Consider the following 20,938-nt stretch of genomic DNA (forward strand, 5'->3'; position numbering starts at 1 on the left):
CGTCTTTTTTTACGGAGGTTACCCATGTTGAAACTCTTTTTTTTTAGTTAAATCAATGTACGGCGCTTAAGGTAGCAGGAAGTTATTATTAGTCAAAGTCATTTTTTTAATTTTTGAGAGTTGCGTACTAGCGAGCCTGTGGCACTTTAAAACTATGAAAAAAACAAAACAGCTTGGTATTATAGCAGGAAGGGGACATTACCCCTTTCTAATGTTGCGCTCTGCGCGTAAAAACGAAGTCGAAAAAATCGCTGTTGCTGCGATACAAGGTGATGCCTCTGAAGAACTTGAGAAAGAATCAGATGCCTTGTCTTGGGTCTATCCAGGGCAAATTAATCGAACCATAAAATTTTTTCAAAAGCAGGGCATTAGTGAAGCAGTCATGGTGGGACAGGTCAAGCCATCACGCCTTTTTACCGGTTTAAGACCTGATTTGCGAACCATGCTAATGTTAGGAAAACTGAAAGAACGCAATGCCGACTCGCTATTTAGTGCAGTTTGTAATGAATTTCAGAAATCGGGAATTACGATTCTTTCCGCAATTTCTTACCTAGATGAGCATTTGGCAGGTGAGGGTCAGCTCAATAATATAAAAGCCGATAAATCACGCTTACAAGATGCTGACTATGCTTTCTCGGTAGCAAAAGAAGTGAGTCGTATGGATATTGGTCAATCCGTGGTGGTGAAGCGTGGTACGATTTTGGCTGTGGAAGGTTTTGAAGGCACGGATAAAGCTATCTTACGTGGCGGAGAACTTGGTCGTGGCGGTGTCACGGTCTGTAAAGTAACGAAGCCCGATCATGACATGCGTTTTGATGTACCGTGTATTGGTATGCGAACAGTTGATTCGCTAATTCAGGCAAAGGCAAGAACCTTAGTGGTGGAAAGCAAGAGAACGCTCTTTATAGAAAAAGAACGAGTCTTAGAAGCTTTAGATAAAGCCAAGATAGCAGTGATAGGGAAAGTAATTTAGTCAGTAGTTCTTTGGAGGAGAAGGGGGGAATGGATGGGGACTTAAGTTTTTTTACTTGGGTTTTTGCTAAGCAAGTCCGCCCGCGGAGGCTCTCCGCCCGCCGGAGGCATTTATCGCTTTTAATATACTGGGACTCTGTCCCAAACCCCGTTTAAGGGTCGAAGCACCCTTAAGAATCCCAGCGCCTGTCGCTACGCTCCTACATTTAATCTTAGCAGAAATGAGTACCGTACCATATTCAATTCATACTTAATCCATCCGCCTGCTTAAGGATTGGCAAATCCTTACAGGGAGAGCTCGAGAGGGACAGCGTCCTTCTCGTACGAGTCACATCATGCCCTCTCATCTGCTTCATCTGTTTATGAGTAGAAGGGAGAGAAGGGAGAGAAGGGAGAGAAGGGAGAGAAATCCGACAGGCTACTAGATAAAGTACTCATAATAGGGGCAGTTTTCACCTCTATATTTACCATCTGGAGATTTGTGAGCGGAGAGAAAATGATTGAAGAATTATCCCACTTATGGGAAAGATACATGGGGAGCTAATCTAGTCGCGAAGGAGAAAAGCTTGAAGAGTACGTCCCTTCCATTTTTCTTCTTCTAGCTTTTTGAGTGCTAAGCGTACTTTTTCACGATTGACACTAACAAAAGCATGATGATCAAAGATATGGATTTTACCCACTTGCTCACCCGTTAAGCCACCTTCACCTGTAAGAGCACCAAGAATATTTCCCGGACGAAGTTTTTGTTTTTTTCCTGATTTGATTTTTAGTGTCGACATAGGAGCTTGCCAACGCTTTTGGTCTAAGACGTCCTCATTAGGTAATTTGTCATTAGTGATTTCAATATCCAAATATTTTTCTAAGAGTGACATTTTGTGACTTTCTTTAGAACTGTACAAGGAACAGGCTATACCAGATTTTCCCGCACGCCCTGTTCGACCAACACGATGCACATGAACTTCAAAATCTCGTGATACATGGTAATTGAAAACGGCATCAATGGAATCAATATCGAGCCCACGAGCCGCAACATCTGTAGCGACTAAAATGGCAATACTCTTGTTGGCAAAGCGAACTAAAGTTTCATCGCGATCGCGCTGCTCAAGATCTCCGTGTAAAGCCATGGCTTGAAAACCTTCATCTATTAAGTCATCACGTAATTCTTGAGCTTCTAATTTTGTAGCACAAAAAACGACTGCGGACTCAGGTTTATGTTCGAGTAATAATAAAAACAAAGCGTGGAGGCGTTGATCTTCATCCTTAACTTTATAAAAGCTTTGTTTAATGCTCGAACTATCGTGTTTTTGCTCGAGCTGAATCATGAGTGGATCATTCATGATTTTTTGACTAATAGACTCAATCCTCTTGGGATAAGTCGCACTGAATAAAAGTGTTTGACGGCTTTTTGGAGCCGCATCAAAGACCGCATCCAATTCTTCTTGAAAACCCATTTCGAGCATGCGATCAGCTTCGTCGAGTACCAAGATAGATAGATTCGCTAAGTCGAGGTTTTCTTTGCGTAAATGTTTATTGATTCGCCCAGGTGTTCCCACCACAATATGAGCACCATAGCTTAGGGATTTCACCTGAGGCTTATAAAGGGCACCACCACAAAGAGTGAGTAACTTTATATTTGGCATCATGCGCGCCAATTGACGAATGGCTTTGGATACTTGATCGGCTAATTCACGTGTTGGGCATAAGATCAAAGCTTGGACATCGGATTTTTGTAGGTCGAGGCCCGCTAAAATACCCAAGCCAAACGCTGCCGTTTTTCCCGAACCAGTCATCGCCTGAGCAATGAGGTCTTTGCCTTCTAGAATTGAGGGTAAACTTTGCGCCTGAATAGGCGTCATTTTCTCGTAGCCGAGAGAATCAATATTATCGAGTAATTCACTTGCTAGGGGTAGTGTTGAAAATTTAAGATCAGTCAAAATCATTATCCTTGTATTGTCTATCAAGAATATTGACTGATTGATACAGCGCCAAACCCTTAAAGAATTGAAAGGCACAGTAAAGCAAAATTATTTTGTTACGAGCCTTGAGCAAGAGAAATTTTAAAGTGATGAATTTTGATCAAGGATGATATACCTGAATCCTATGTTTTTGCTTTTGATGCCAAAAAAGTTTCATAATGAGCATTCTTTCTTTCACTATTACCCCTAACGACTGCGTTCACGCGCGCGGTTTACCGCGTCGCTGTGCAACGCTTTGTTGGCATATTACTACTCCTTGTCCACCTTAACAAAGGCAATGGAATCTGCGACAATTGCGCCATCGGCACCGTCAGTTGATATTTGTACTTTGGCAGGTTTGCCGACTTTGAACGGGTATTTGCCTATGGAAACGGCAAAGCCGTGTATGCTGCCCTTCTTCATGTTCCACTCAATATTAGCGACACCTTCGGCGTGGTGAATGGCGATCTTTGCATTGGACGCATTATCCTTGGCCGGCTTGTACAGAAGGGCGACCTGATAAGTTCCATCCTCTTCGATGGGTAAGGTGTAGCTTATCTCGGCACGATCCCTGGGTACGGCTTTCAGTAGGTTGTATGTGAAGAGGTCCACCAGGCCAGTGAGTTTCTGCTGCTTCCAATTTCCCGTGCGGGTAACCAATTCACTGTTGCTGTAATGGATTACGTGGCCGATCAGGTGGTTGCTCTCCAGGTCGATTCCGCTGGTTGCGGTTCCTTCCGGGCCAAGTTCATCCACAAACGGCGGCACAATGCGGGTTTCTGACGACTTGTTTCCCACCTTCTTCACGTTCCAGTTTTCCCCCCAGATGACTTTGATTGGAGCGCCGCCTGCATTGTATACGTAGTTGTCCTTGATCGTGGTGTTGCTGCTACTCCAGTCTAGAAAGATACCATTAGCCAAGTGACGCTTGGGTTTACCGTTGGGCTTCTGTTCATACCCCCAGATGTCATAGAGCCAGTTATTAAGGATGTAGTTCGGTGCATTGAGGTGATTCATAGTGGCAAAATGGATGCAGGCTCCGTCGATGGTCGTCTGCATGGCATCGTGAATGTGATTGTATTCCACGATGTTGCCGCCTTGGTTACGGAAGGCAAAGATGCCGTTGCGCGAGAGGTCCGTAAAGTAGTTGTGTGCAATATAGTTGCCCGGTTTCATCGCCATGCCGGCTGGCCGCGAGTCAAGGTGTATACCGCCGCCATAGTAGCGCAACTGTCCGCAGTGCTTGACCGTGTTGCGAGTGACATGGTTCAGGATCGGAAACACCGTAGCCGCCACTTTTCCGGGAGTGTAGAGCTTGCTGTCATCCATGTAGGAGAGCCGTGCTCCCGTGAAGAGCACACCGCCGCCGCCAGTGTTAAGCACGGTATTGCGGTCAATCATGTTGTACCGGCTATCCAAGTGCAGCCAGAAGGCATAGCCGCCGACATTCTCAATGTGGCAGTTCTCAATACGGCAGTGATTGGCATTTTCAAGCTGGACGGCGGCGTCGGTATGAACCCGCGCCTCGATATGCCCCAGGGTGAAGGTGGTGTGATGGAACTCGAGGCCGCTGAAGTTCACATATTCCACGTGCGTCTTCTTCTCCACCTCGCCCTTGGCGTTGACAATGACATTGAGCCGGGGCGCAACAAACGACATGGTGTGGGGATCGACGCCCGGATCCGGCATGTAGTAGAGTCGGCCTTCCGCACAGTCGAGATACCACTCCCCGGGTTGGTCGAGTTCCTCTTTCACGCCTTCAATCCAAAACCAATTGCCTGGAATGATCTTGCCGTGCCTTTCGCTGTCGGCAATATCGATTCGTCCGTTCAGGGGATCTACGCTGGTTACTGTGTTCCATTGGTTAAAGAACCGCCAGTTGGGCACGATGTTAACTTGGGCGTCTCGGGCTCTCCCCCAGCTGGCCTTCACTAACGTCGGGTCAATCATGATGTGATCCATTCCACCGCCGATGGCATAGAGGAAGGGGTTTGATTCGGCTATATTCGGGAACCGGGCGCGGATTGCGCGCTTACCATCCACGAAAAGTTGGCGAAAGTTCCAGTCGCTGTTCTTCACCTCAGGAAGATCAATGAACCAGAGTTTACCGTCATCCGTTTGCCATGTTCCTTCGATGGGCTGGCCGCCACTGAGAATCACTCTCTTCTTTTCTTCGGCGCGCCACGTTACAGGTGCATGCGCCGTTCCGCTATCCCGCGGTTCGAGAACAAGGGGCTCGGAAAGATAATAGGTCCCTTCGCGAATGATAATATCAATGGGCCCTGCCTTCTTCAGTTCGCGTGCCGCGTTGCGAGCGCCAATGAGAGTGGCGAAGGGCTTCGTCTTTGTTCCGGGGTTTGTGTCATTACCATCGGCCGCGACGTAGAGTACGCCTGCCTGCGACTGATTCGCCAGCGCGAGGACACATGCCGAAAGAAGAATGGCCATAAGGCTATACCTGCGATTGTTAATCATGTCATTTATCTCCGGTTCCACCCCATGGTTAGAGTTTTTGATTTAATTTCGTTTTTAATTCTGTGATTCTTTTTCTACTATCTGAAATATGTTGAAAGCCTGAAGTTAAAATCATAAGACTTCCGAAAAGAAGTAACCAACCACCAATTTTAATGGGAGAAAGAAGAAACCCTAATATAAATAAAATGACTCCCCATTTATGTCGTTTTACATATTCGTTTATAAATTCTTGTTTATTCATTGTTTTATTATTGTTACTCTAACGACCGAGATTAGTGAGATTTGAGCCTAAGCGAAAATCTTCACTGCAGCTCATGGTTAGGTGTTTTTTTCTTTTTTCATAAAGTGTTTCAATAGTAGCAAAATTTCAGTCCATAATAGTAAAGTTACGAGGTAACAAAATCAAGAGAAAATCATAATATGATTATAGTTTTTATTATGTTCGTTACTAGTGAGAGATCGGATGAAATCTTTTATTGGCATTTGGAAAACCAATGTTCCTATGAAAGTTAAGCATAATAGACAAAATATAATTGATCTTATTTTAGACTTTTCTTTATAGAAAATCTTGCATATTAAAACCAAAATTATGATTAATGGGGTGTAATATAATGTTTGAAATAATTCTATCATTTTTTTTTCTCACCTAACGACCGAGATTAGGGATTTCGAGCGAAGCGAAGAAATTCCTCTGCAGCTCATGGTTAGATATTGTTTTTAATCTTTATAAAACCGTCTTGAATAAACAAGTCATTTTCTTTTATCATATTGTATAAAACAGCACAGGTTGGTGCTTCGTCACAGTATGTGTAAACTGATTTATATTTTTCATAAAATTCTTTGACAGTAACATTTTTATTTTCAGATAAGATACTGAATATTTTTATTTTTGTATGTTTTTCAGAATCAGGAGATTTCAAATATTTGGGTCCAATGATTAAAGCGGTAGAAACTATAATGGATAATCCAAGAATTATATGCCAAGAGTCTCCAAGGCGATGTGAGTCATTGACATTACAAATACAGATAAATAGTATTAAGAAGGATATTATTGTGATGGTTATGTGTATTGCTTTCATGTTTTTGTTTCTTTTCGTTTATTTTATTATCTAACGACCGAGATTAGGGATTTCGAGCGAAGCGAAGAAATTCCTCTGCAGCTCATGGTTCGGTTTATTAAATATTTGTATTAGATTTTGCGGCATGGTTTTCTACACTTGTAGGCAACCTTTTGCGTGATCTTCAAAATTCAGATTTGTTTCTTAATCGTTGATTCAAGTTCAATAGTTCTCGTGAGGTAGATAGGGCGTATGATTAGAGATTTTTTATTCTACCGAACGACCGAGATTAGTGAGATTTGAGCCTAAGCGAAAATCTTCACTGCAGCTCATGGTTAGGATTTTCAGTCTTCCAACCTGTGTTTAATAAATGTTGGGTTTTGCCTTACATCTAATACAGAATGAATATAAATAATTTCCTCATCATGAGAATAATAAATTGCGTATGGGAAAGTTCTTGATAACATTCTAAAGTACTTTCCATAAAATTTTTGTTGAATGCCGTAATAAATTATCAAAGAGTCAATAGAAGAAAAGAGAGAGTCTAAAAAATACTCTCCAACTCCTGGTTCTTGTTCCTCGTAAAAGTTATACCCGTTAATTAAATCTTGTGATGCATCTTCAGCGATTTTCACTTTCATTTACAGGAATTCCTGATAGCTTTTTTTGCATCACTCCAATCAATAAATTTTTCATTTCCTTCTCGTGCTTTTAAAACTTCTTTATGCCATGGTGGAGATTGAACTCCCTCTTGAGAATTTTGCAGTTCATTCCAAAGTTGTTCCATAGTCATAAGTTTTTCACTTAAAGACATTTGCTTTATTTCTGCTAGTACATTCATGATTTAACCCGTTTTAATTATTTCTAATTTAATAGCTTTTTGAATATATAACAATTGATTCCTATTTATTATATCCTAACGACCGAGATTAGTGAGATTTGAGCCTAAGCGAGAATCTTCACTGCAGCTCATGGTTCTGTATTTGTTTCTTTTCATTTTTTTATTTCTATAAGACTATTGCTGACTTCGCATAATTCTAAATTGAGGATTCTACTTTTGCTCTAGAATCTCTAGGTTCCGATAAGATTAAATTCGTGCATCCGCGATTTATTGGATCGTCGTTTCTTCCATTATTATTTATTCCTACAGAACGACCGAGATTAGGGATTTCGAGCGAAGCGAAGAAATTCCTCTGCAGCTCATGGTTAGGGTTCCCCCATCTTAGATCTAAGTTTTTTGTTGATGTTTGGTCAAGTATCAAAGACACCTTCCCATGAATCCCCAATTAATTTTTGGTTGAGATATACGTCGACTTCATCATAGCCTGGTTCTGGATATACAACTACATTTTGGTCTTCTAATGTTTCTATATCCCAGTAAAAGTCTGATCCCACATTTTTTGCAATAAGTGTAAATGTTTCACCTGTTTTTAGAGGGAATATATGTGAAATAGGTTCGATGCTTACAATAATTTCTTTTAGATTATCAGGGCAGGTTATCTTTGTTTGTTGATCAGATAATGGTAAAGGTCTTTTATACTCTTGATTAGAGTCTCTTTTACCTTGTATGAATAACAGCAATATTGGTATGCCTATGACGATTATGAGTACTAATATTATATTCATGTTTATGCTTTTTATTTTTATACCCTAACGTCTAGCTCTCGGACGGCGTACCCGCCGTTCGCGAGCAGCTAATGGTTGGTGTTGTCATTTGCGTCTTGTCAGGGATACAATTCTTGCCTCAACCAGCGACCTGTTTCGCGTTCACGGACCGGCCGGTCGCTGCCGTACCTTCATTCCGACGGCAAAGCACACCCCCAAAAGCCCTGCCAGCAATGGTAGCGACGATAAGCACAGGAAGATCCACTTAAAGAGTGTTGACTTGTCGTCGCCAGTATCGAAGGCGGGTATGACATAGACCCCATCGATAGGATATACCTGGATGCTCTGACCTTCGGAGATCCTCTCATAGACGATGCCTGTAACTCCCCTGGTAACAGGACCGATCGTAGCGACTTCCATATCTACCCAGTAGTCACGGTCTATCTTGGTTCGTTTCTTCACCCCAATTCCCGTGGTACGTTTGGTTTTCTCATATCGCTTGCGAACGACTTTGGCCTCCAGCGGGTCAATCTGGCCGGTTGCTACAATCTTTTTTCGCGACGCCCATTTTTCCTGGTCCTCGGAGACGGTATTGAAGAAATCATATACCATGTATGCAATGAGTGACCCCACGCAAATGAAAACGAGCGAGCCGAAAAGAAGAAAGTTACTCAGGTAATTCTTCATTCTTTATCTAATCTTCTCGTTTTCTTGGTCAGTCCTGCACGCCAGCCCAATCGTTGCAGCACGTTTACCCTCCGACTTCCCCATTTAAGCTTCGCTTGGTCTACAGTGGGCATATTTTCGTCCAACGTTCGAGTTGAGCTGTGTTCGAGCCTAAGCGAGAAGATCAGTTCAACGTTCGAGTTGAGCTGTGTTCGAGCCTAAGCGAGAAGATCAGTTCCAACGATTGGTTGTACTTGGTTTCAATTATTGATGGGTCCATATTTTCTATGGTGCTAAACTAAGTGTTTTTGTCTTGTTAAACAAGGTAACATTAGCGATGTAGTCACCGTGATTAGGCGCTTTTTATAGAGTTCAAAAGTTTTGAGAAGCAGTAGTCTTACATTTCTATGGATTTGAGTGCTTGTTGTCTTATAAAAAGAGCTAAATAGCCACTTTTGATATAAGTGCTTTTTGTCAGGGAGCCTGAACGCTCTGATTGGACTCTTATGCATGTAATTTCCCCCTTCTATAATGAAAGAGTATTGGTGGAGGTCTTTCATTTTGAAGGTCATTTCCACGTTTAAAATCACTATTACCACAGCAATCACAGACTTTGGGTTGCCAAGCTTCATCTTTGAATCTTTCGTTAGCTTTGAATTCTTTTAGTAGTTCAGCAAAGAGTATCTTACAGTATTCCTTACTGGTAGTTCGTTGAGCTCCTGCAAAAAGGCCATAAAATCTTGATCTCCGAAATCCTTTAGGAAGTACATGCTGCATAAATCTTCTGATGAATTCCTGGGGTTTCATTCTGATATCTTTATGTCGAGCAATTCCTTTCTCGTCCAAATCTTTATAATCTTTGATATCAAAACTTATGAATGAATTTTCAACTGCCGTAATTCTACTGTTCGCTATTGCACTTCGATAAACATAACGACTCAAGTACTCGACCACTACTTCAGCTCCTGAGAATGGTTTTTGGATATTGACGACCCAAGATTTTCCTTCGATGATTTTATATATTTCAGTGAAATCTTGTGTGTTAACTAACTTCTTATGTTTATAGAGACTCTTGAGTTTTCGGAGAAATCGTTTTTTGAATTCTGCGGAGGCTTCAAAAATGTCAAATAAATAATCTTCTCTTCCTGCTTTCCATGTTCCATCTTTTTTCATTCCTCCACTTGTGACCAATATATGTACGTGAGGATGGAGGCATAAATCTTGGCCCCAGGTATGAAGTGTCGCTATAATTACAGGTATTGAATCATGATATTTTTTACTCAGGTGAAGTAAGCTATCTGCAGCAGTTCTGAACAGTAAATTATAAATTTCTCGTTGGTTAAATCTTGCGATAGGATTCAGTTCATGGGGCAGAGTGAAAATGCTGTGAAAATAAGATACAGGGAGTAATTCATCGAGTCGTTCATTTAACCATCTTCTTCGACGTATTCCCTGACACATTGGACAATTGGTATTCCCGCATGAATTATAGACGGGTCGTTCACTTCCGCATTTACAACATACTTCATTATGTCCTCCAAGATAGGCTGTCCGGCACATAGCTATATCTTGTAGTGTTTTTCGTTGTTCTTTTAATAAAGAATGATTGCCTTCATAAGTTTGACCAAAACGTCTGAAGATTTCTCCCACACTATGTTCTGTTCTCGTTTCCATCTTTCTTACCTCTGTATAGATAAGAAATAACATCAATCTTTATATGTCAAATTAGTGTTTAAATTAGGTTCATTTTTTCCATTATTTTAGTACAACGACCGAGATCAGGGATTTCTGAGCGAAGCGAAGAAATTCCTCTGCAGCTCATGGTTCGATTTAGTAATGATGCCTAGCCTGTATTAGAATTAAATTGTTGTCTAATATTTTATAAACTAATCTGTGTTCATCTGTAATTCTTCTAGAGCAGTAACCAGATAGTGTATTTCTCAAAATCTCAGGCTTTCCTAATCCATCATTTGGGTTTCGTTCAATATCTTTGATCAAAAGATTGATTCGTTTTAAGATTTTTTTATCTTGCTTTTGCCAATATAAATAATCTTCCCATGCTTTAGTCGAGAATGTTATTTTCATTCAATTAAATCTCGTTCTACACCACCGCCATTTTCAATTTCATAAATTGATTCAAGTAGTCTTTTAGCATTTTTAGGACTACGCAGTAAGTAACTTGTTTCTTCCATTGCACTGTAATCTTCGAGAGAAATCATAACAACAGATCTTTCTCTTTTGCTAGTGATGATTACTGGATCATGGTTGTTACATACAGTCTCCATAGTTTTAGCTAGATTTTGTCTAGCTTCTGTATATGTCATTGCATTCATTTTGAACTCCACTTAGTTAAGTACATGATAACGTACACCTAATTGTTGTTTATAGCAATGGTGCATTGATTTTTATTTTCTATCGAACGACCGAGATTAGTGAGATTTGAGCCTAGGCGAGAATCTTCACTGCAGCTCATGGTTAGGTCTTTACCAGTTTTCTGATTCAGATACAATTTGAAATTCGTCTTCATAATAAATAATTCCTGGTTCATCTGTAGTTAGAATTCTAACATGTTTACCATAGTCTTCTAGTAAGGATTTAATTTCCCAGAATTTATCAATAAAGACTTTTGAAGAATCTTTGAACCAACTTATTGCATCATTGTTTAATTCATGTGTTTCATATGGGGGACATGGTAAATTATCGTTCAACCATTCAAATGTTTCTTCAATAAAATCTATTTCGAATTGATGTAGTTCAGACTCTTCTTTCAAAAACCTTAATTCAGTAATTAAGCCAGTTTGAATAGTTGGACTCTCTTGATTGGTCCCGACAACAAATCGTATGTAATTGTTCATTTTAATATCTGACCTAACGTCTAAGCTGAGGGAGATTGAGCCTTAGCGAAAATCTTCCTTCCGGCTTTTTGTTAGGTGTTTTCTATTTCTTTTCTGATGTTCGTTTTTAACTTCTTAGCAAGATCATTATCTATGTCTAATTTCAAAATTCTGTTGATTAGATCCATAGATTCAATATAATTCTGATTTTTGTACTCAGTGACTAGTTTCATTTCTAGTTCGTTTATGGGATTTTTACTTTTTTGTCTTTCTATTTTATTCTTTCTTCTCTTTAGAGATCTGAAAAAATACATGACTATGAGTAGTCCGATAAATAGAATTGGTATGATGAGTATAAAATTCATTATTAATGTTCACCTAACGACCGAGATTAGTGAGATTCGAGCCTTGGCGAGAATCTTCACTGCAGCTCATGGTTAGTCTTTGTTTGATTTTGTGTTGTTTGACTCTAAATGTTCTTTTTTGTTGTCTATCTTTCGTTCAATTAATTTCATGCATTTTAGGAATAAAAAAATTGATATAATTATAGAAATAATAAAAGCTATAGAAGAATTGTTTTTAAATCCGATGAGTTCAAAAAACCTTTGTACTAGGCTCGTAATTCCTTTCATTATTGGTAATGATAAAACAATAAGAATTAGGTATAAGATGTCTTTATTTAATTTCATTTTTATTATTGACTAACGACCGAGATTAGGGATTTCGAGCGAAGCGAAGAAATTCCTCTGCAGCTCATGGTTAGTCTTGTTTTTTATTTTATACCCCAAAACCATATTTTTTGATTGTCATCCGTTTCTATCGAATAGTCACCAATATCATTTTGGATTATTTTTATAGCTTTGGTTAACTCATTTTTGAGTTTATCATTGATATGAATTTCAATCGTTTCATTTATGATTTTTATCTTTGAATCTTCTGATTGCACTATATTTAAATATTTATAACGGCTGATTTCTGTGCCATTATTGGGTACGGATAATTCATCATCTGTAATAGATTCGATATTTATCGTTTTATTAGAGGTCAATTCTCTCATGAATTTTTCATTTGCATACATATGAAAACCATTGAATGATTTACCACTATTTTTATATTTCCAGATTTTGATCATATTTTTTATTATTGACTAACGACCGAGATTAGTGAGATTTGAGCCTAAGCGAAAATCTTCACTGCAGCTCATGGTTAGTCTTTTGTTCATTTCTACATACTCCATGTGATTTTGGTAAGAGGCATGAAATATGTGAACCCAATTACGGATAAATATAATATCTCTAAACTTGTTATTATTTCATAAATCAAATCTTTCTTTTTGTCGTCAAATTTAAAATGGGAAATAAGAGTAATAATAGAAAATAATATTGGTAATATAAAACCATATTTTGTTCCAACTATCGTGATATCTGGAAGAGGCTCACCTTCTAAGACTTTACTCCAAAGGAATAACATTGTTCTTCCCGTACCAAATGTGCATATAGCAGCTATGAGACTTAGAATTGATAATGGTATGAGTTTTTTCGATTTCATTTTTTTATTTGACTAACGACCGAGATTAGTGAGATTTGAGCCTAGGCGAAAATCTTCACTGCAGCTCATGGTTCTGTTTCTTTTCATTTTTTTATTTCTATAAGATTATTGCTGAATTCGCATAATTCTAAATTGAGGATTCGACTTTTGCTCTAGAATTTCTAGGTTCAGATAAGATTAAATGTGTGCATCTGCGATTCTTTGGACTCTCGTTTCTTACCCTATAATTTATTATACAGAACGACCGAGATTAGTGAGATTTGAGCCTAAGCGAAAATCTTCACTGCAGCTCATGGTTCTGTATTTGTTTCTTTTCATTTTTTCATTTCTATAAGACTATTGCTGACTTCGCATAATTCTAAATTGAGGATTCAACTTTTACTCTAGAATTTCTAGGTTCAGATAAGATTAAATGTGTGCATCCGCGATTTATTGGACTCTCGTTTCTTACCCTATAATTTATTCTACAGAACGACCGAGATTAGTGAGATTTGAGCCTAAGCGAAAATCTTCACTGCCGCTCATGGTTCTGCTTTTTCTTTATTTGGGTTCTAATCGAAGTCTAAATCGTATATAAAATTCGATTCTAATTTTATTTCTTCTTCTTTAATACTGACAAATTTATGAATCATGTTTTTTAGTTTTTTAAATACTGCATCATGAAATTCATCTGTCTGTTGAGGATGCTTTTTCTTTAAAATATAATCTACAACATCTTTAACAATTCTGAATTTCTCCGCATCACCATCATCGATAATGATGTCAAATTCTTCTTCAACTTGGAGAATGAATTCTACGGAGTCTAATCCCATTTTTTGGTTCTGCCTTTTCGTTTTTATATGCTTCTATGATTGTTATACCAAACATTTCTTAATTTTTGGTGAATATTCTGTGGTATACCGAGAAGTTTTAATTTCTTTTTACTTTTGCAATAAAGTATGCATCCATATTTAACATTACTTGTTTGGATGACCTCTCTTAATTCTCTGAGAGTGTTATTTCCTGCTTTGCCTTTTTTCGTGTTTAATTTATTGTTTTCAATTTCAACAATCACGGTGGTGTATGAGATGAGAATTCTAAATTTGATGAGTAATTTATTCATATTATGTTTATGCAGAACGACCGAGATTAGTGAGATTTGAGCCTAAGCGAAAATCTTCACTGTGCTCATGATTATACCCTTCTTTGATTTACATGTACGGTTTCTTAATAATGAAGATAATGCTACCAATTATTGCAGAAATAGAAATAATAGAAGCATATACAATACAGATTTTTTTATGTGTTTCGGTTTTAATCTCGTTTAAGATAACTTTATTGAATTGATAAAGTAAAAAGGAGATGATGACACTTGCTGTTAAACAAATAATTAATCTTTTTAATCCAATAATTATCCATCCTAATGTAGTTAATTCGAATGCGAGTGAATCATCTATCATCCATATACAAATTAGGTAGGCCATTAGAGTCAGATACCCTAAAAAGGCTAATTCAAATCCGTATAATATTGGAGCGATTGCTTTATTCATATTTTATATCTAGTATAACGACGGAGATTTGAGCCTAAGCGAAAATATTCACTGCCGCTCATGGTAATACTTTGTTTTTTTTGATTATGTCAGATACGATTTCAAGAATTTGATTGGTTGAAATATCTTTGATTTCCATCTCTTTTTTTGTTTTATCGAATTCACCAAAAAACTGATTGTCGTCAATAGTTATTTCATATTCATTTTCTATTTCCATAATTACTTCAACCATATCAAGATCATCGGCACCATATGTTTTATTAAGAGGTGCATCTAGATCAAAATTGCCTGGTAAGCTTAGTTTTGTTTGAATGATAAATGCAATTTTTTTATCAAGTGAATGATTATTTTTATAGTTATTTAATGTGGTTTTCCCACTGTTTATTTTTGTGTTATCACAGGAAATATAAAGAGAAATATTTATGATTAGTATGAATCTTATAAAGATGGTTTTCATTTTCTTATTCCTGTAGAATGACTGAGGTCTTTACTGTAGCTCATGATTAATATTTATTTTTCAAGTATAGTTTGCGACCATTGAAATCGCTCATAGACAATGTCTCACTGGATTGACATTGTGTACATATTGATTTGTAATAGGCTGGTTGTCTATAAAATAATTGATATATTTTATCTGATAACCATTTTTTATCTGCTCGTACACTAGTTGTTTCTCCTAGATGGCAACATGACTTACAAATAGATTGTCTAAAAAATGATTTAGGTAAATCTATATGAATTAATTGAATAAATTGTTCAGCAATTTTTTTGATATATTCTTCTTTATTATCAGTGGTTAGTTCAGAATTAAATATGCTGTGACCACAATCATCTAATAGCCATATATCTTCGCTCAGTTCACTCCAAATACTGAATATAGGTTCATAATCACTTTCCGTGAAAAATCTATCGAGTTGGTTGATGAGTGTTGCTGATGAAATTTCATTTCGTAACAACTCATTACATAATGATTCTGCACAATCAATTCTAAGTTCATCTGTGTCTTTTATAAATAAACCAAGATCATTAATGGAGCGTTCAAAATAAAATTTGACATCATAATTATCAGGATGTTTATCTAATCCAAGACTTGCTAATATTGCAATATTTTCTGATTGCTCTCCATCTGATAATAAGGATTCTGCCCAATCAGTATAATCCTTGGAGTGGACTAAGCCTGTAGCAATGTTTTGTGTGAGTTTTTCAAATGTCATTTTTTATTCTGTATAACGACCGAGATTTGAGCCTTAGAGAAAGGCTTAACTGCATCTCATGGTTAGATGTCGTCTTTTTTATCGATTATAAGAGTTGTTGTTGATGTGATCATTATCAATGTTACAAGACAAGAACCTGCAAGAATATAGTCACTGACATCACTATTTCGATCTACGAGAAACTGGGAAGATAAAGCACCTATAAAAAATACTGAAAAACCACCAAATAATATAACGAAAAATAATTTACGTTTTTTAGGATCGATCTGTTTTTCACTATTGTGTTGATCTTGGTTAATTTCAAGATTTGAATTTTTATAGAGTTTTATAATCAAATCATTCTTTTTTAGATCATCATAATCACCATTTTCAGAAAGGTGTAAAATGAGAATTATCATTGGTGTGATTATAAACAATGCTAGAACTAAACCCATAATGAAAAATTCATTTACAAATAATTCATTAAATTCGATTTCGTTTTTACTCTTGAATTTATATAATCCAAAGAGACCCAGTAAAGGAAATGTGATTAGTATAAAAACACCTGTTAAGTTCCTAATTAAACGCTGTCTTTTTAACGGTTGTTTACTAGAATTCTTAATGAGGTTTTCTATAAATTTAATGTCTTTTTCTTCATTCATTATATTTTTTCATCTAACGACCGAGCTTAGTGAGGTTTGAGCCTAAGCGAAAACCTTCACTGCCTCTCATGGTTATGCTTTTGTTTGTTCGCATATATAGGATAACTTTTTTCGTGCTTTCTTCCATATGTCTGAGTTCCAATCACTTTTTTTAAGGTTGGAAATATAAATCTCAAACTCTTTTTCAATAGCTTTGAAAAATAAAGAAGCATCTATTGTTTTACTTTCTGAATGATAAAGCTGCTTCTCCTGTCGAGTAATATGCCACCCTCCAGTTGTTTCTGCTTGGTGTAAAAGTCCACAACGAATATGCGTGTAAAAATCATCGGGGATATTTTTTAAATTATCTAGGTGTATTGAATCATCAAAAAATAATTGGAATGATTTTTTACTTTGGTTTTTGGAATTCTTCCAGCCTTGTTTAAAAGTTTCAAGAGATTCTATCATAAGGCATGCTATTGCTAACATGCTAAAACCATGTTTATTTTTATTGTCTTTAAATGGGTTTATATACCTTTCGTAGAATCTTTCATAAATAAAATCTGATATTTTCAAGGTATCTTTATTTGATTCGTAAGTTCGATATTTTTCAACTGAAACAGTAGATGATATTTTTGATTTATTGGGCATTTTTATTCCTGCATAACGACCGAGATTAGGGATTTCGAGCGAAGCGAAGAAATTCCTCTGCAGCTCATGGTTATATTTGGTTTTATTTAAGATCGTTGATATACATACTTTGTAGTAGTTAATGAAAAGCATCTTCACTTACAAAAAATATTACAATTGGAAATGTAATAACATCAATAATTATCGCCGGAACTTTAAGTGTATTACGAACCCATTTTGTTGATGATGATGTATTGTCTTTTATATCTTTTTCAAAAATCAGAGTACATGTTTCACCATTTATAGTATGTGTAAATCGTGTAAACCTTGGTTCTATATCAAGTGTTGAATTCGGTGTGATGGTATTTGTTATATCTATATTTTTAATGTCACTAACCTTAAGAGTATTTAGGTCAATTATTATCGAAGGGGATTTAAAGTTTTGATGTGAATAATATATTTTATTCTTTTCAACTTTAGTCGCCATATCCTTTTTGTATTTAGTCACCATTTGTGTTATTTCGTTTAATGGTAAACTATAGTTAATCGTTCTAGGGGTATTTATGATTTCATCATCAATTGGAAGCTGATTTTCTTTAGAAGTTGTATTGATAATTAAAGATTCCTGAATTCAAGTAGTAAGTGCAACACCTACTGATTTTCTTAAGTTAATTCCAGTTAAATTTTCAAAAACTTCATATGGCGTCTTAAATTTCAGACATTTTCGAGGTCTACTATTAAGTTTATCAACCGCAATAATGACTTCATTTTCACTGATACCATCAAGCGCCATAGACTTAGGAAAGTATTGCCGTAACAATCCATTAGCATTCTCGTTTTGGCCTCGTTCCCATGAGTGATATGGTTTAGCAAAATAACTATTACATTCCAATTCCTTGGAGATAGTCTCATGCTGAGTAAATTCTTTTCCATTATCAAATGTAAGAGTATGAACCAAATCTTTGATCGGTGTTAGCAAAGAGATTATTGCATCTTTCACAAGCGTGGCTTTCTTATGAGACACAGGCAATGCTAGACGCAGTTTTGATTTTCGATCATCCATAGTTACAATGGCTCCTTTATGAGCTTTTCCTATAATAGTATCCATCTCCCAGTCGCCTACACGCTCTCGCTTATTAGCTGCCTCAGGTCGTTCGTCTATATCCACACGATTGGGAATCCCATTACGACTATGCTGGTTGCCATAACGTTTGCGATAAGTTTTATTCTGATGACGTAGAAGCTTATATAGCTCACCTCCTGATTCTTTATCTCTAAGAATATATTGATAAACTGTTTCATGATGAAGTAAGATGGATTGGTCATCTTTTAGTCGACCTACAATTTGTTCGGGGCTCCAATCCTTGAGTAAATGCTCATCTATATAGTCCTTAACTTCTTCAGTTAGTTTAATAGCCTTTGGTTTCACTTTGTGTCTTTCTTGAGCAAAGTCATTGGCTTGCTTGTTTCGATAACCACGGAGACCTTTATTACGTTTAAGTTCTCGTGAAAGTGTGCTTGTACTACGATTTAAGTTTTTTGCTATTTTAGTGATCGATGTGCCTGCCTTTAATTCAATTTCAAGGTAGTGTCTTTCTTCAAGACTCAGATGTTCATATGTCATTTCTGACTCCTCTGTTTTAGGTTTGGTCGCTTATAGCAGAGTACATCTGAGTCTTGTTATTCTCAATAGATGTTTATGCTATAAGCAATTAACAGAAGTGTTGCACTTATTATACGAATGCAGGATTGATCATTTTTTACATATATTTCATTAGGGACCGTTTCGGTCCATTTACGTCCACCAATGCTGTCAACATAACGGGTAGCGATGCATCCATTTAATAGAAACAATAGTAATACTAGAATTATTTTCATGATTGCTCAATTTTTTTTAATATAACGCTGAGGATGAGCTGTGACCAACGATCAGAGAGGACTGATGAGTTTAGCGTAGCTAAACCATCAGTTCGATCCGTTGGTTAGGCATGATTTCCTTCTTCTGGTATGTGTAGAGTTGATATACCTTCATATGCTCCCACATATAAAATGTTATTGCCTTTTATTAACCACTCCATTCCATGTTCATCTTCCCAAGAGCAGTTTAATTCTAATGATAAAACTATGTCTCCATCTAATGGTTTTTCGTTGATAATTAATAGGCTAGGAGAGATGTTGTTTTTTACATTAGATTTAGTGATAATTTCTTCATCATCTAAATCTATTCCTAGATCTGCCCAATACTCCTGACATTCTTGTGAATATTTTATAGATGATTCAAATAAATTATCGATTAATGATTCAGGTAAATTATTAAATCTATTTATACACTTTTCTACATACCTGCATTCGTATAATAAGTGCAACACTTCTGTTAATTGCTTATAGCATAAACATCTATTGAGAATAACAAGACTCAGATGTACTCTGCTATAAGCGACCAAACCTAAAACAGAGGAGTCAGAAATGACATATGAACATCTGAGTCTTGAAGAAAGACACTACCTTGAAATTGAATTAAAGGCAGGCACATCGATCACTAAAATAGCAAAAAACTTAAATCGTAGTACAAGCACACTTTCACGAGAACTTAAACGTAATAAAGGTCTCCGTGGTTATCGAAACAAGCAAGCCAATGACTTTGCTCAAGAAAGACACAAAGTGAAACCAAAGGCTATTAAACTAACTGAAGAAGTTAAGGACTATATAGATGAGCATTTACTCAAGGATTGGAGCCCCGAACAAATTGTAGGTCGACTAAAAGATGACCAATCCATCTTACTTCATCATGAAACAGTTTATCAATATATTCTTAGAGATAAAGAATCAGGAGGTGAGCTATATAAGCTTCTACGTCATCAGAATAAAACTTATCGCAAACGTTATGGCAACCAGCATAGTCGTAATGGGATTCCCAATCGTGTGGATATAGACGAACGACCTGAGGCAGCTAATAAGCGAGAGCGTGTAGGCGACTGGGAGATGGATACTATTATAGGAAAAGCTCATAAAGGAGCCATTGTAACTATGGATGATCGAAAATCAAAACTGCGTCTAGCATTGCCTGTGTCTCATAAGAAAGCCACGCTTGTGAAAGATGCAATAATCTCTTTGCTAACACCGATCAAAGATTTGGTTCATACTCTTACATTTGATAATGGAAAAGAATTTACTCAGCATGAGACTATCTCCAAGGAATTGGAATGTAATAGTTATTTTGCTAAACCATATCACTCATGGGAACGAGGCCAAAACGAGAATGCTAATGGATTGTTACGGCAATACTTTCCTAAGTCTATGGCGCTTGATGGTATCAGTGAAAATGAAGTCATTATTGCGGTTGATAAACTTAATAGTAGACCTCGAAAATGTCTGAAATTTAAGACGCCATATGAAGTTTTTGAAAATTTAACTGGAATTAACTTAAGAAAATCAGTAGGTGTTGCACTTACTACTTGAATTCAGGATATTTTAAATCAGGTAAACCATCTGATATGAAATCCATTTCTTTATCAAATAGTGATGAATGAAATCTACCTGATATTTCATCGTCTGTTTGTTTCTTAATTTTCATATTTCTTTCTGCCTAACGACTAAGCTGAGGGAGATTTGAGCCTTAGCGAAAATCTTCCTTCCAGCTTCTGGTTCTGTATTTTCTATTTTCTTTTAATTTTTTCATTTCTATAGGACTATTGCTGACTTCGCATTTGTCTGAGTTTGTGATCCAAGTTAGCTTCGTAATTCATGGTAATTTAAGAGGCTAAATACAGATTGATAATTGTATTTCGTTTTCTACTTCGTTTGCCCTAAAAATCTTTTTTATTATTCCTAC

At 36.9% G+C, this 20,938-nt stretch carries 25 protein-coding genes; 2 read left to right on the forward strand and 23 right to left on the reverse strand.

What is annotated here, in order from left to right; translation table 11 throughout:
- The first annotated feature begins 154 nt into the window (after positions 1-154).
- Complete coding sequence (locus tag PQO03_RS11405) at positions 155-973, forward strand: LpxI family protein (protein WP_274150388.1); 819 nt, start codon at positions 155-157, stop codon at positions 971-973.
- Positions 974-1,517: 544 nt separating this feature from the next.
- Here the strand turns inward: PQO03_RS11405 and dbpA are convergent.
- The 23 genes from dbpA to PQO03_RS11515 all read right to left on the reverse strand — a co-directional run bounded on the left by dbpA (position 1,518) and on the right by PQO03_RS11515 (position 19,475).
- Entirely contained in the window at positions 1,518-2,906 is a 1,389-nt protein-coding gene (gene dbpA / locus PQO03_RS11410) for an ATP-dependent RNA helicase DbpA (protein ID WP_274150389.1), read from the reverse strand.
- Positions 2,907-3,197: 291 nt separating this feature from the next.
- On the reverse strand, positions 3,198-5,375 hold the full coding sequence (locus tag PQO03_RS11415) for a right-handed parallel beta-helix repeat-containing protein (RefSeq protein ID WP_274150390.1): 2,178 nt from the start codon (positions 5,373-5,375) through the stop codon (positions 3,198-3,200).
- Positions 5,376-5,430: 55 nt separating this feature from the next.
- The gene (locus PQO03_RS11420) at positions 5,431-5,643 is read right to left on the reverse strand and encodes a hypothetical protein (protein ID WP_274150391.1); all 213 of its coding nucleotides are present in this window, start codon (positions 5,641-5,643) and stop codon (positions 5,431-5,433) included.
- A gap of 463 nt (positions 5,644-6,106) precedes the next feature.
- Complete coding sequence (locus PQO03_RS11425) at positions 6,107-6,481, reverse strand: hypothetical protein (protein WP_274150392.1); 375 nt, start codon at positions 6,479-6,481, stop codon at positions 6,107-6,109.
- 323 nt (positions 6,482-6,804) lie between these two features.
- Positions 6,805-7,101, reverse strand: a complete 297-nt coding sequence (locus tag PQO03_RS11430) for a type II toxin-antitoxin system RelE/ParE family toxin (protein WP_274150393.1) — start codon at positions 7,099-7,101, stop codon at positions 6,805-6,807.
- Positions 7,098-7,301, reverse strand: a complete 204-nt coding sequence (locus PQO03_RS11435; protein WP_274150394.1) for an addiction module protein — start codon at positions 7,299-7,301, stop codon at positions 7,098-7,100. The genes PQO03_RS11430 and PQO03_RS11435 overlap by 4 nt, the downstream gene beginning before the upstream one ends.
- Positions 7,302-7,711: 410 nt before the next feature.
- Positions 7,712-8,086 (reverse strand): hypothetical protein, encoded by a 375-nt coding sequence (locus PQO03_RS11440; RefSeq protein ID WP_274150395.1) that lies wholly within the window; start codon positions 8,084-8,086, stop codon positions 7,712-7,714.
- 141 nt (positions 8,087-8,227) lie between these two features.
- On the reverse strand, positions 8,228-8,752 hold the full coding sequence (locus tag PQO03_RS11445; RefSeq protein WP_274150396.1) for a hypothetical protein: 525 nt from the start codon (positions 8,750-8,752) through the stop codon (positions 8,228-8,230).
- A gap of 483 nt (positions 8,753-9,235) precedes the next feature.
- Positions 9,236-10,405, reverse strand: coding sequence for an IS91 family transposase (locus PQO03_RS11450; protein ID WP_274149230.1), 1,170 nt, complete (start codon positions 10,403-10,405; stop codon positions 9,236-9,238).
- A 156-nt stretch (positions 10,406-10,561) separates the two neighbouring features.
- Positions 10,562-10,816: a Txe/YoeB family addiction module toxin gene (locus PQO03_RS11455; RefSeq protein WP_274150397.1), complete on the reverse strand. Its 255-nt coding sequence runs from the start codon at positions 10,814-10,816 to the stop codon at positions 10,562-10,564.
- The gene (locus tag PQO03_RS11460; RefSeq protein ID WP_274150398.1) at positions 10,813-11,064 is read right to left on the reverse strand and encodes a type II toxin-antitoxin system Phd/YefM family antitoxin; all 252 of its coding nucleotides are present in this window, start codon (positions 11,062-11,064) and stop codon (positions 10,813-10,815) included. Before PQO03_RS11460 ends, PQO03_RS11455 begins: the two co-directional genes overlap by 4 nt.
- A gap of 150 nt (positions 11,065-11,214) precedes the next feature.
- Positions 11,215-11,586, reverse strand: coding sequence for a hypothetical protein (locus PQO03_RS11465; protein ID WP_274150399.1), 372 nt, complete (start codon positions 11,584-11,586; stop codon positions 11,215-11,217).
- A 751-nt stretch (positions 11,587-12,337) separates the two neighbouring features.
- On the reverse strand, positions 12,338-12,697 hold the full coding sequence (locus PQO03_RS11470) for a hypothetical protein (RefSeq protein WP_274150400.1): 360 nt from the start codon (positions 12,695-12,697) through the stop codon (positions 12,338-12,340).
- 967 nt (positions 12,698-13,664) lie between these two features.
- Positions 13,665-13,925 carry an acyl carrier protein gene (locus PQO03_RS11475; protein WP_274150401.1) on the reverse strand — a complete coding sequence of 87 codons (261 nt, stop codon included), beginning with the start codon at positions 13,923-13,925 and terminating at the stop codon, positions 13,665-13,667.
- Positions 13,926-13,948: 23 nt separating this feature from the next.
- Positions 13,949-14,215, reverse strand: a complete 267-nt coding sequence (locus tag PQO03_RS22125; protein ID WP_420792839.1) for a DUF3634 family protein — start codon at positions 14,213-14,215, stop codon at positions 13,949-13,951.
- Between the two features lie 88 nt (positions 14,216-14,303).
- Positions 14,304-14,642: a hypothetical protein gene (locus tag PQO03_RS11480; RefSeq protein ID WP_274150402.1), complete on the reverse strand. Its 339-nt coding sequence runs from the start codon at positions 14,640-14,642 to the stop codon at positions 14,304-14,306.
- Positions 14,643-14,700: 58 nt separating this feature from the next.
- The gene (locus PQO03_RS11485; protein WP_274150403.1) at positions 14,701-15,099 is read right to left on the reverse strand and encodes an acyl carrier protein; all 399 of its coding nucleotides are present in this window, start codon (positions 15,097-15,099) and stop codon (positions 14,701-14,703) included.
- Positions 15,100-15,145: 46 nt separating this feature from the next.
- Entirely contained in the window at positions 15,146-15,856 is a 711-nt protein-coding gene (locus tag PQO03_RS11490) for a hypothetical protein (RefSeq protein WP_274150404.1), read from the reverse strand.
- 62 nt (positions 15,857-15,918) lie between these two features.
- Positions 15,919-16,497, reverse strand: a complete 579-nt coding sequence (locus PQO03_RS11495; RefSeq protein ID WP_274150405.1) for a hypothetical protein — start codon at positions 16,495-16,497, stop codon at positions 15,919-15,921.
- A gap of 72 nt (positions 16,498-16,569) precedes the next feature.
- Positions 16,570-17,127 (reverse strand): hypothetical protein, encoded by a 558-nt coding sequence (locus tag PQO03_RS11500; RefSeq protein ID WP_274150406.1) that lies wholly within the window; start codon positions 17,125-17,127, stop codon positions 16,570-16,572.
- Positions 17,128-17,245: 118 nt separating this feature from the next.
- Positions 17,246-17,593, reverse strand: coding sequence for a hypothetical protein (locus tag PQO03_RS11505; protein ID WP_274150407.1), 348 nt, complete (start codon positions 17,591-17,593; stop codon positions 17,246-17,248).
- A 144-nt stretch (positions 17,594-17,737) separates the two neighbouring features.
- On the reverse strand, positions 17,738-18,730 hold the full coding sequence (locus PQO03_RS11510; RefSeq protein WP_274148572.1) for an IS30 family transposase: 993 nt from the start codon (positions 18,728-18,730) through the stop codon (positions 17,738-17,740).
- Positions 18,731-19,088: 358 nt separating this feature from the next.
- Positions 19,089-19,475 carry a DUF6985 domain-containing protein gene (locus tag PQO03_RS11515; protein WP_274150408.1) on the reverse strand — a complete coding sequence of 129 codons (387 nt, stop codon included), beginning with the start codon at positions 19,473-19,475 and terminating at the stop codon, positions 19,089-19,091.
- A gap of 97 nt (positions 19,476-19,572) precedes the next feature.
- Between PQO03_RS11515 and PQO03_RS11520 the strand changes: the two genes are divergently transcribed.
- Positions 19,573-20,565, forward strand: coding sequence for an IS30 family transposase (locus PQO03_RS11520; RefSeq protein WP_274148572.1), 993 nt, complete (start codon positions 19,573-19,575; stop codon positions 20,563-20,565).
- Positions 20,566-20,938 lie beyond the last annotated feature (373 nt).

It is taken from the genome of Lentisphaera profundi, from assembly GCF_028728065.1.
In the GTDB taxonomy this organism is placed as follows: Bacteria; Verrucomicrobiota; Lentisphaeria; order Lentisphaerales; family Lentisphaeraceae; genus Lentisphaera; species Lentisphaera profundi.

Bases quoted from the DNA above. Each gene is read 5' to 3' on its own strand.
- PQO03_RS11470 (WP_274150400.1), bottom strand. From the start codon at position 12,697: ATGATCAAAATCTGGAAATATAAAAATAGTGGTAAATCATTCAATGGT.
- PQO03_RS11435 (WP_274150394.1), bottom strand. From the start codon at position 7,301: ATGAATGTACTAGCAGAAATAAAGCAAATGTCTTTAAGTGAAAAACTT.
- PQO03_RS11480 (WP_274150402.1), bottom strand. From the start codon at position 14,642: ATGAATAAAGCAATCGCTCCAATATTATACGGATTTGAATTAGCCTTT.
- PQO03_RS11505 (WP_274150407.1), bottom strand. From the start codon at position 17,593: ATGGCGACTAAAGTTGAAAAGAATAAAATATATTATTCACATCAAAAC.
- PQO03_RS11420 (WP_274150391.1), bottom strand. From the start codon at position 5,643: ATGAATAAACAAGAATTTATAAACGAATATGTAAAACGACATAAATGG.
- PQO03_RS11445 (WP_274150396.1), bottom strand. From the start codon at position 8,752: ATGAAGAATTACCTGAGTAACTTTCTTCTTTTCGGCTCGCTCGTTTTC.
- PQO03_RS11425 (WP_274150392.1), bottom strand. From the start codon at position 6,481: ATGAAAGCAATACACATAACCATCACAATAATATCCTTCTTAATACTA.
- PQO03_RS11510 (WP_274148572.1), bottom strand. From the start codon at position 18,730: ATGACATATGAACATCTGAGTCTTGAAGAAAGACACTACCTTGAAATT.
- PQO03_RS11475 (WP_274150401.1), bottom strand. From the start codon at position 13,925: ATGGGATTAGACTCCGTAGAATTCATTCTCCAAGTTGAAGAAGAATTT.
- PQO03_RS11405 (WP_274150388.1), top strand. From the start codon at position 155: ATGAAAAAAACAAAACAGCTTGGTATTATAGCAGGAAGGGGACATTAC.
- PQO03_RS22125 (WP_420792839.1), bottom strand. From the start codon at position 14,215: ATGAATAAATTACTCATCAAATTTAGAATTCTCATCTCATACACCACC.
- PQO03_RS11485 (WP_274150403.1), bottom strand. From the start codon at position 15,099: ATGAAAACCATCTTTATAAGATTCATACTAATCATAAATATTTCTCTT.
- PQO03_RS11450 (WP_274149230.1), bottom strand. From the start codon at position 10,405: ATGGAAACGAGAACAGAACATAGTGTGGGAGAAATCTTCAGACGTTTT.
- PQO03_RS11490 (WP_274150404.1), bottom strand. From the start codon at position 15,856: ATGACATTTGAAAAACTCACACAAAACATTGCTACAGGCTTAGTCCAC.
- PQO03_RS11430 (WP_274150393.1), bottom strand. From the start codon at position 7,101: ATGAAAGTGAAAATCGCTGAAGATGCATCACAAGATTTAATTAACGGG.
- PQO03_RS11500 (WP_274150406.1), bottom strand. From the start codon at position 17,127: ATGCCCAATAAATCAAAAATATCATCTACTGTTTCAGTTGAAAAATAT.
- PQO03_RS11455 (WP_274150397.1), bottom strand. From the start codon at position 10,816: ATGAAAATAACATTCTCGACTAAAGCATGGGAAGATTATTTATATTGG.
- PQO03_RS11460 (WP_274150398.1), bottom strand. From the start codon at position 11,064: ATGAATGCAATGACATATACAGAAGCTAGACAAAATCTAGCTAAAACT.
- PQO03_RS11520 (WP_274148572.1), top strand. From the start codon at position 19,573: ATGACATATGAACATCTGAGTCTTGAAGAAAGACACTACCTTGAAATT.
- PQO03_RS11440 (WP_274150395.1), bottom strand. From the start codon at position 8,086: ATGAATATAATATTAGTACTCATAATCGTCATAGGCATACCAATATTG.
- PQO03_RS11495 (WP_274150405.1), bottom strand. From the start codon at position 16,497: ATGAATGAAGAAAAAGACATTAAATTTATAGAAAACCTCATTAAGAAT.
- PQO03_RS11415 (WP_274150390.1), bottom strand. From the start codon at position 5,375: ATGGCCATTCTTCTTTCGGCATGTGTCCTCGCGCTGGCGAATCAGTCG.
- PQO03_RS11465 (WP_274150399.1), bottom strand. From the start codon at position 11,586: ATGAACAATTACATACGATTTGTTGTCGGGACCAATCAAGAGAGTCCA.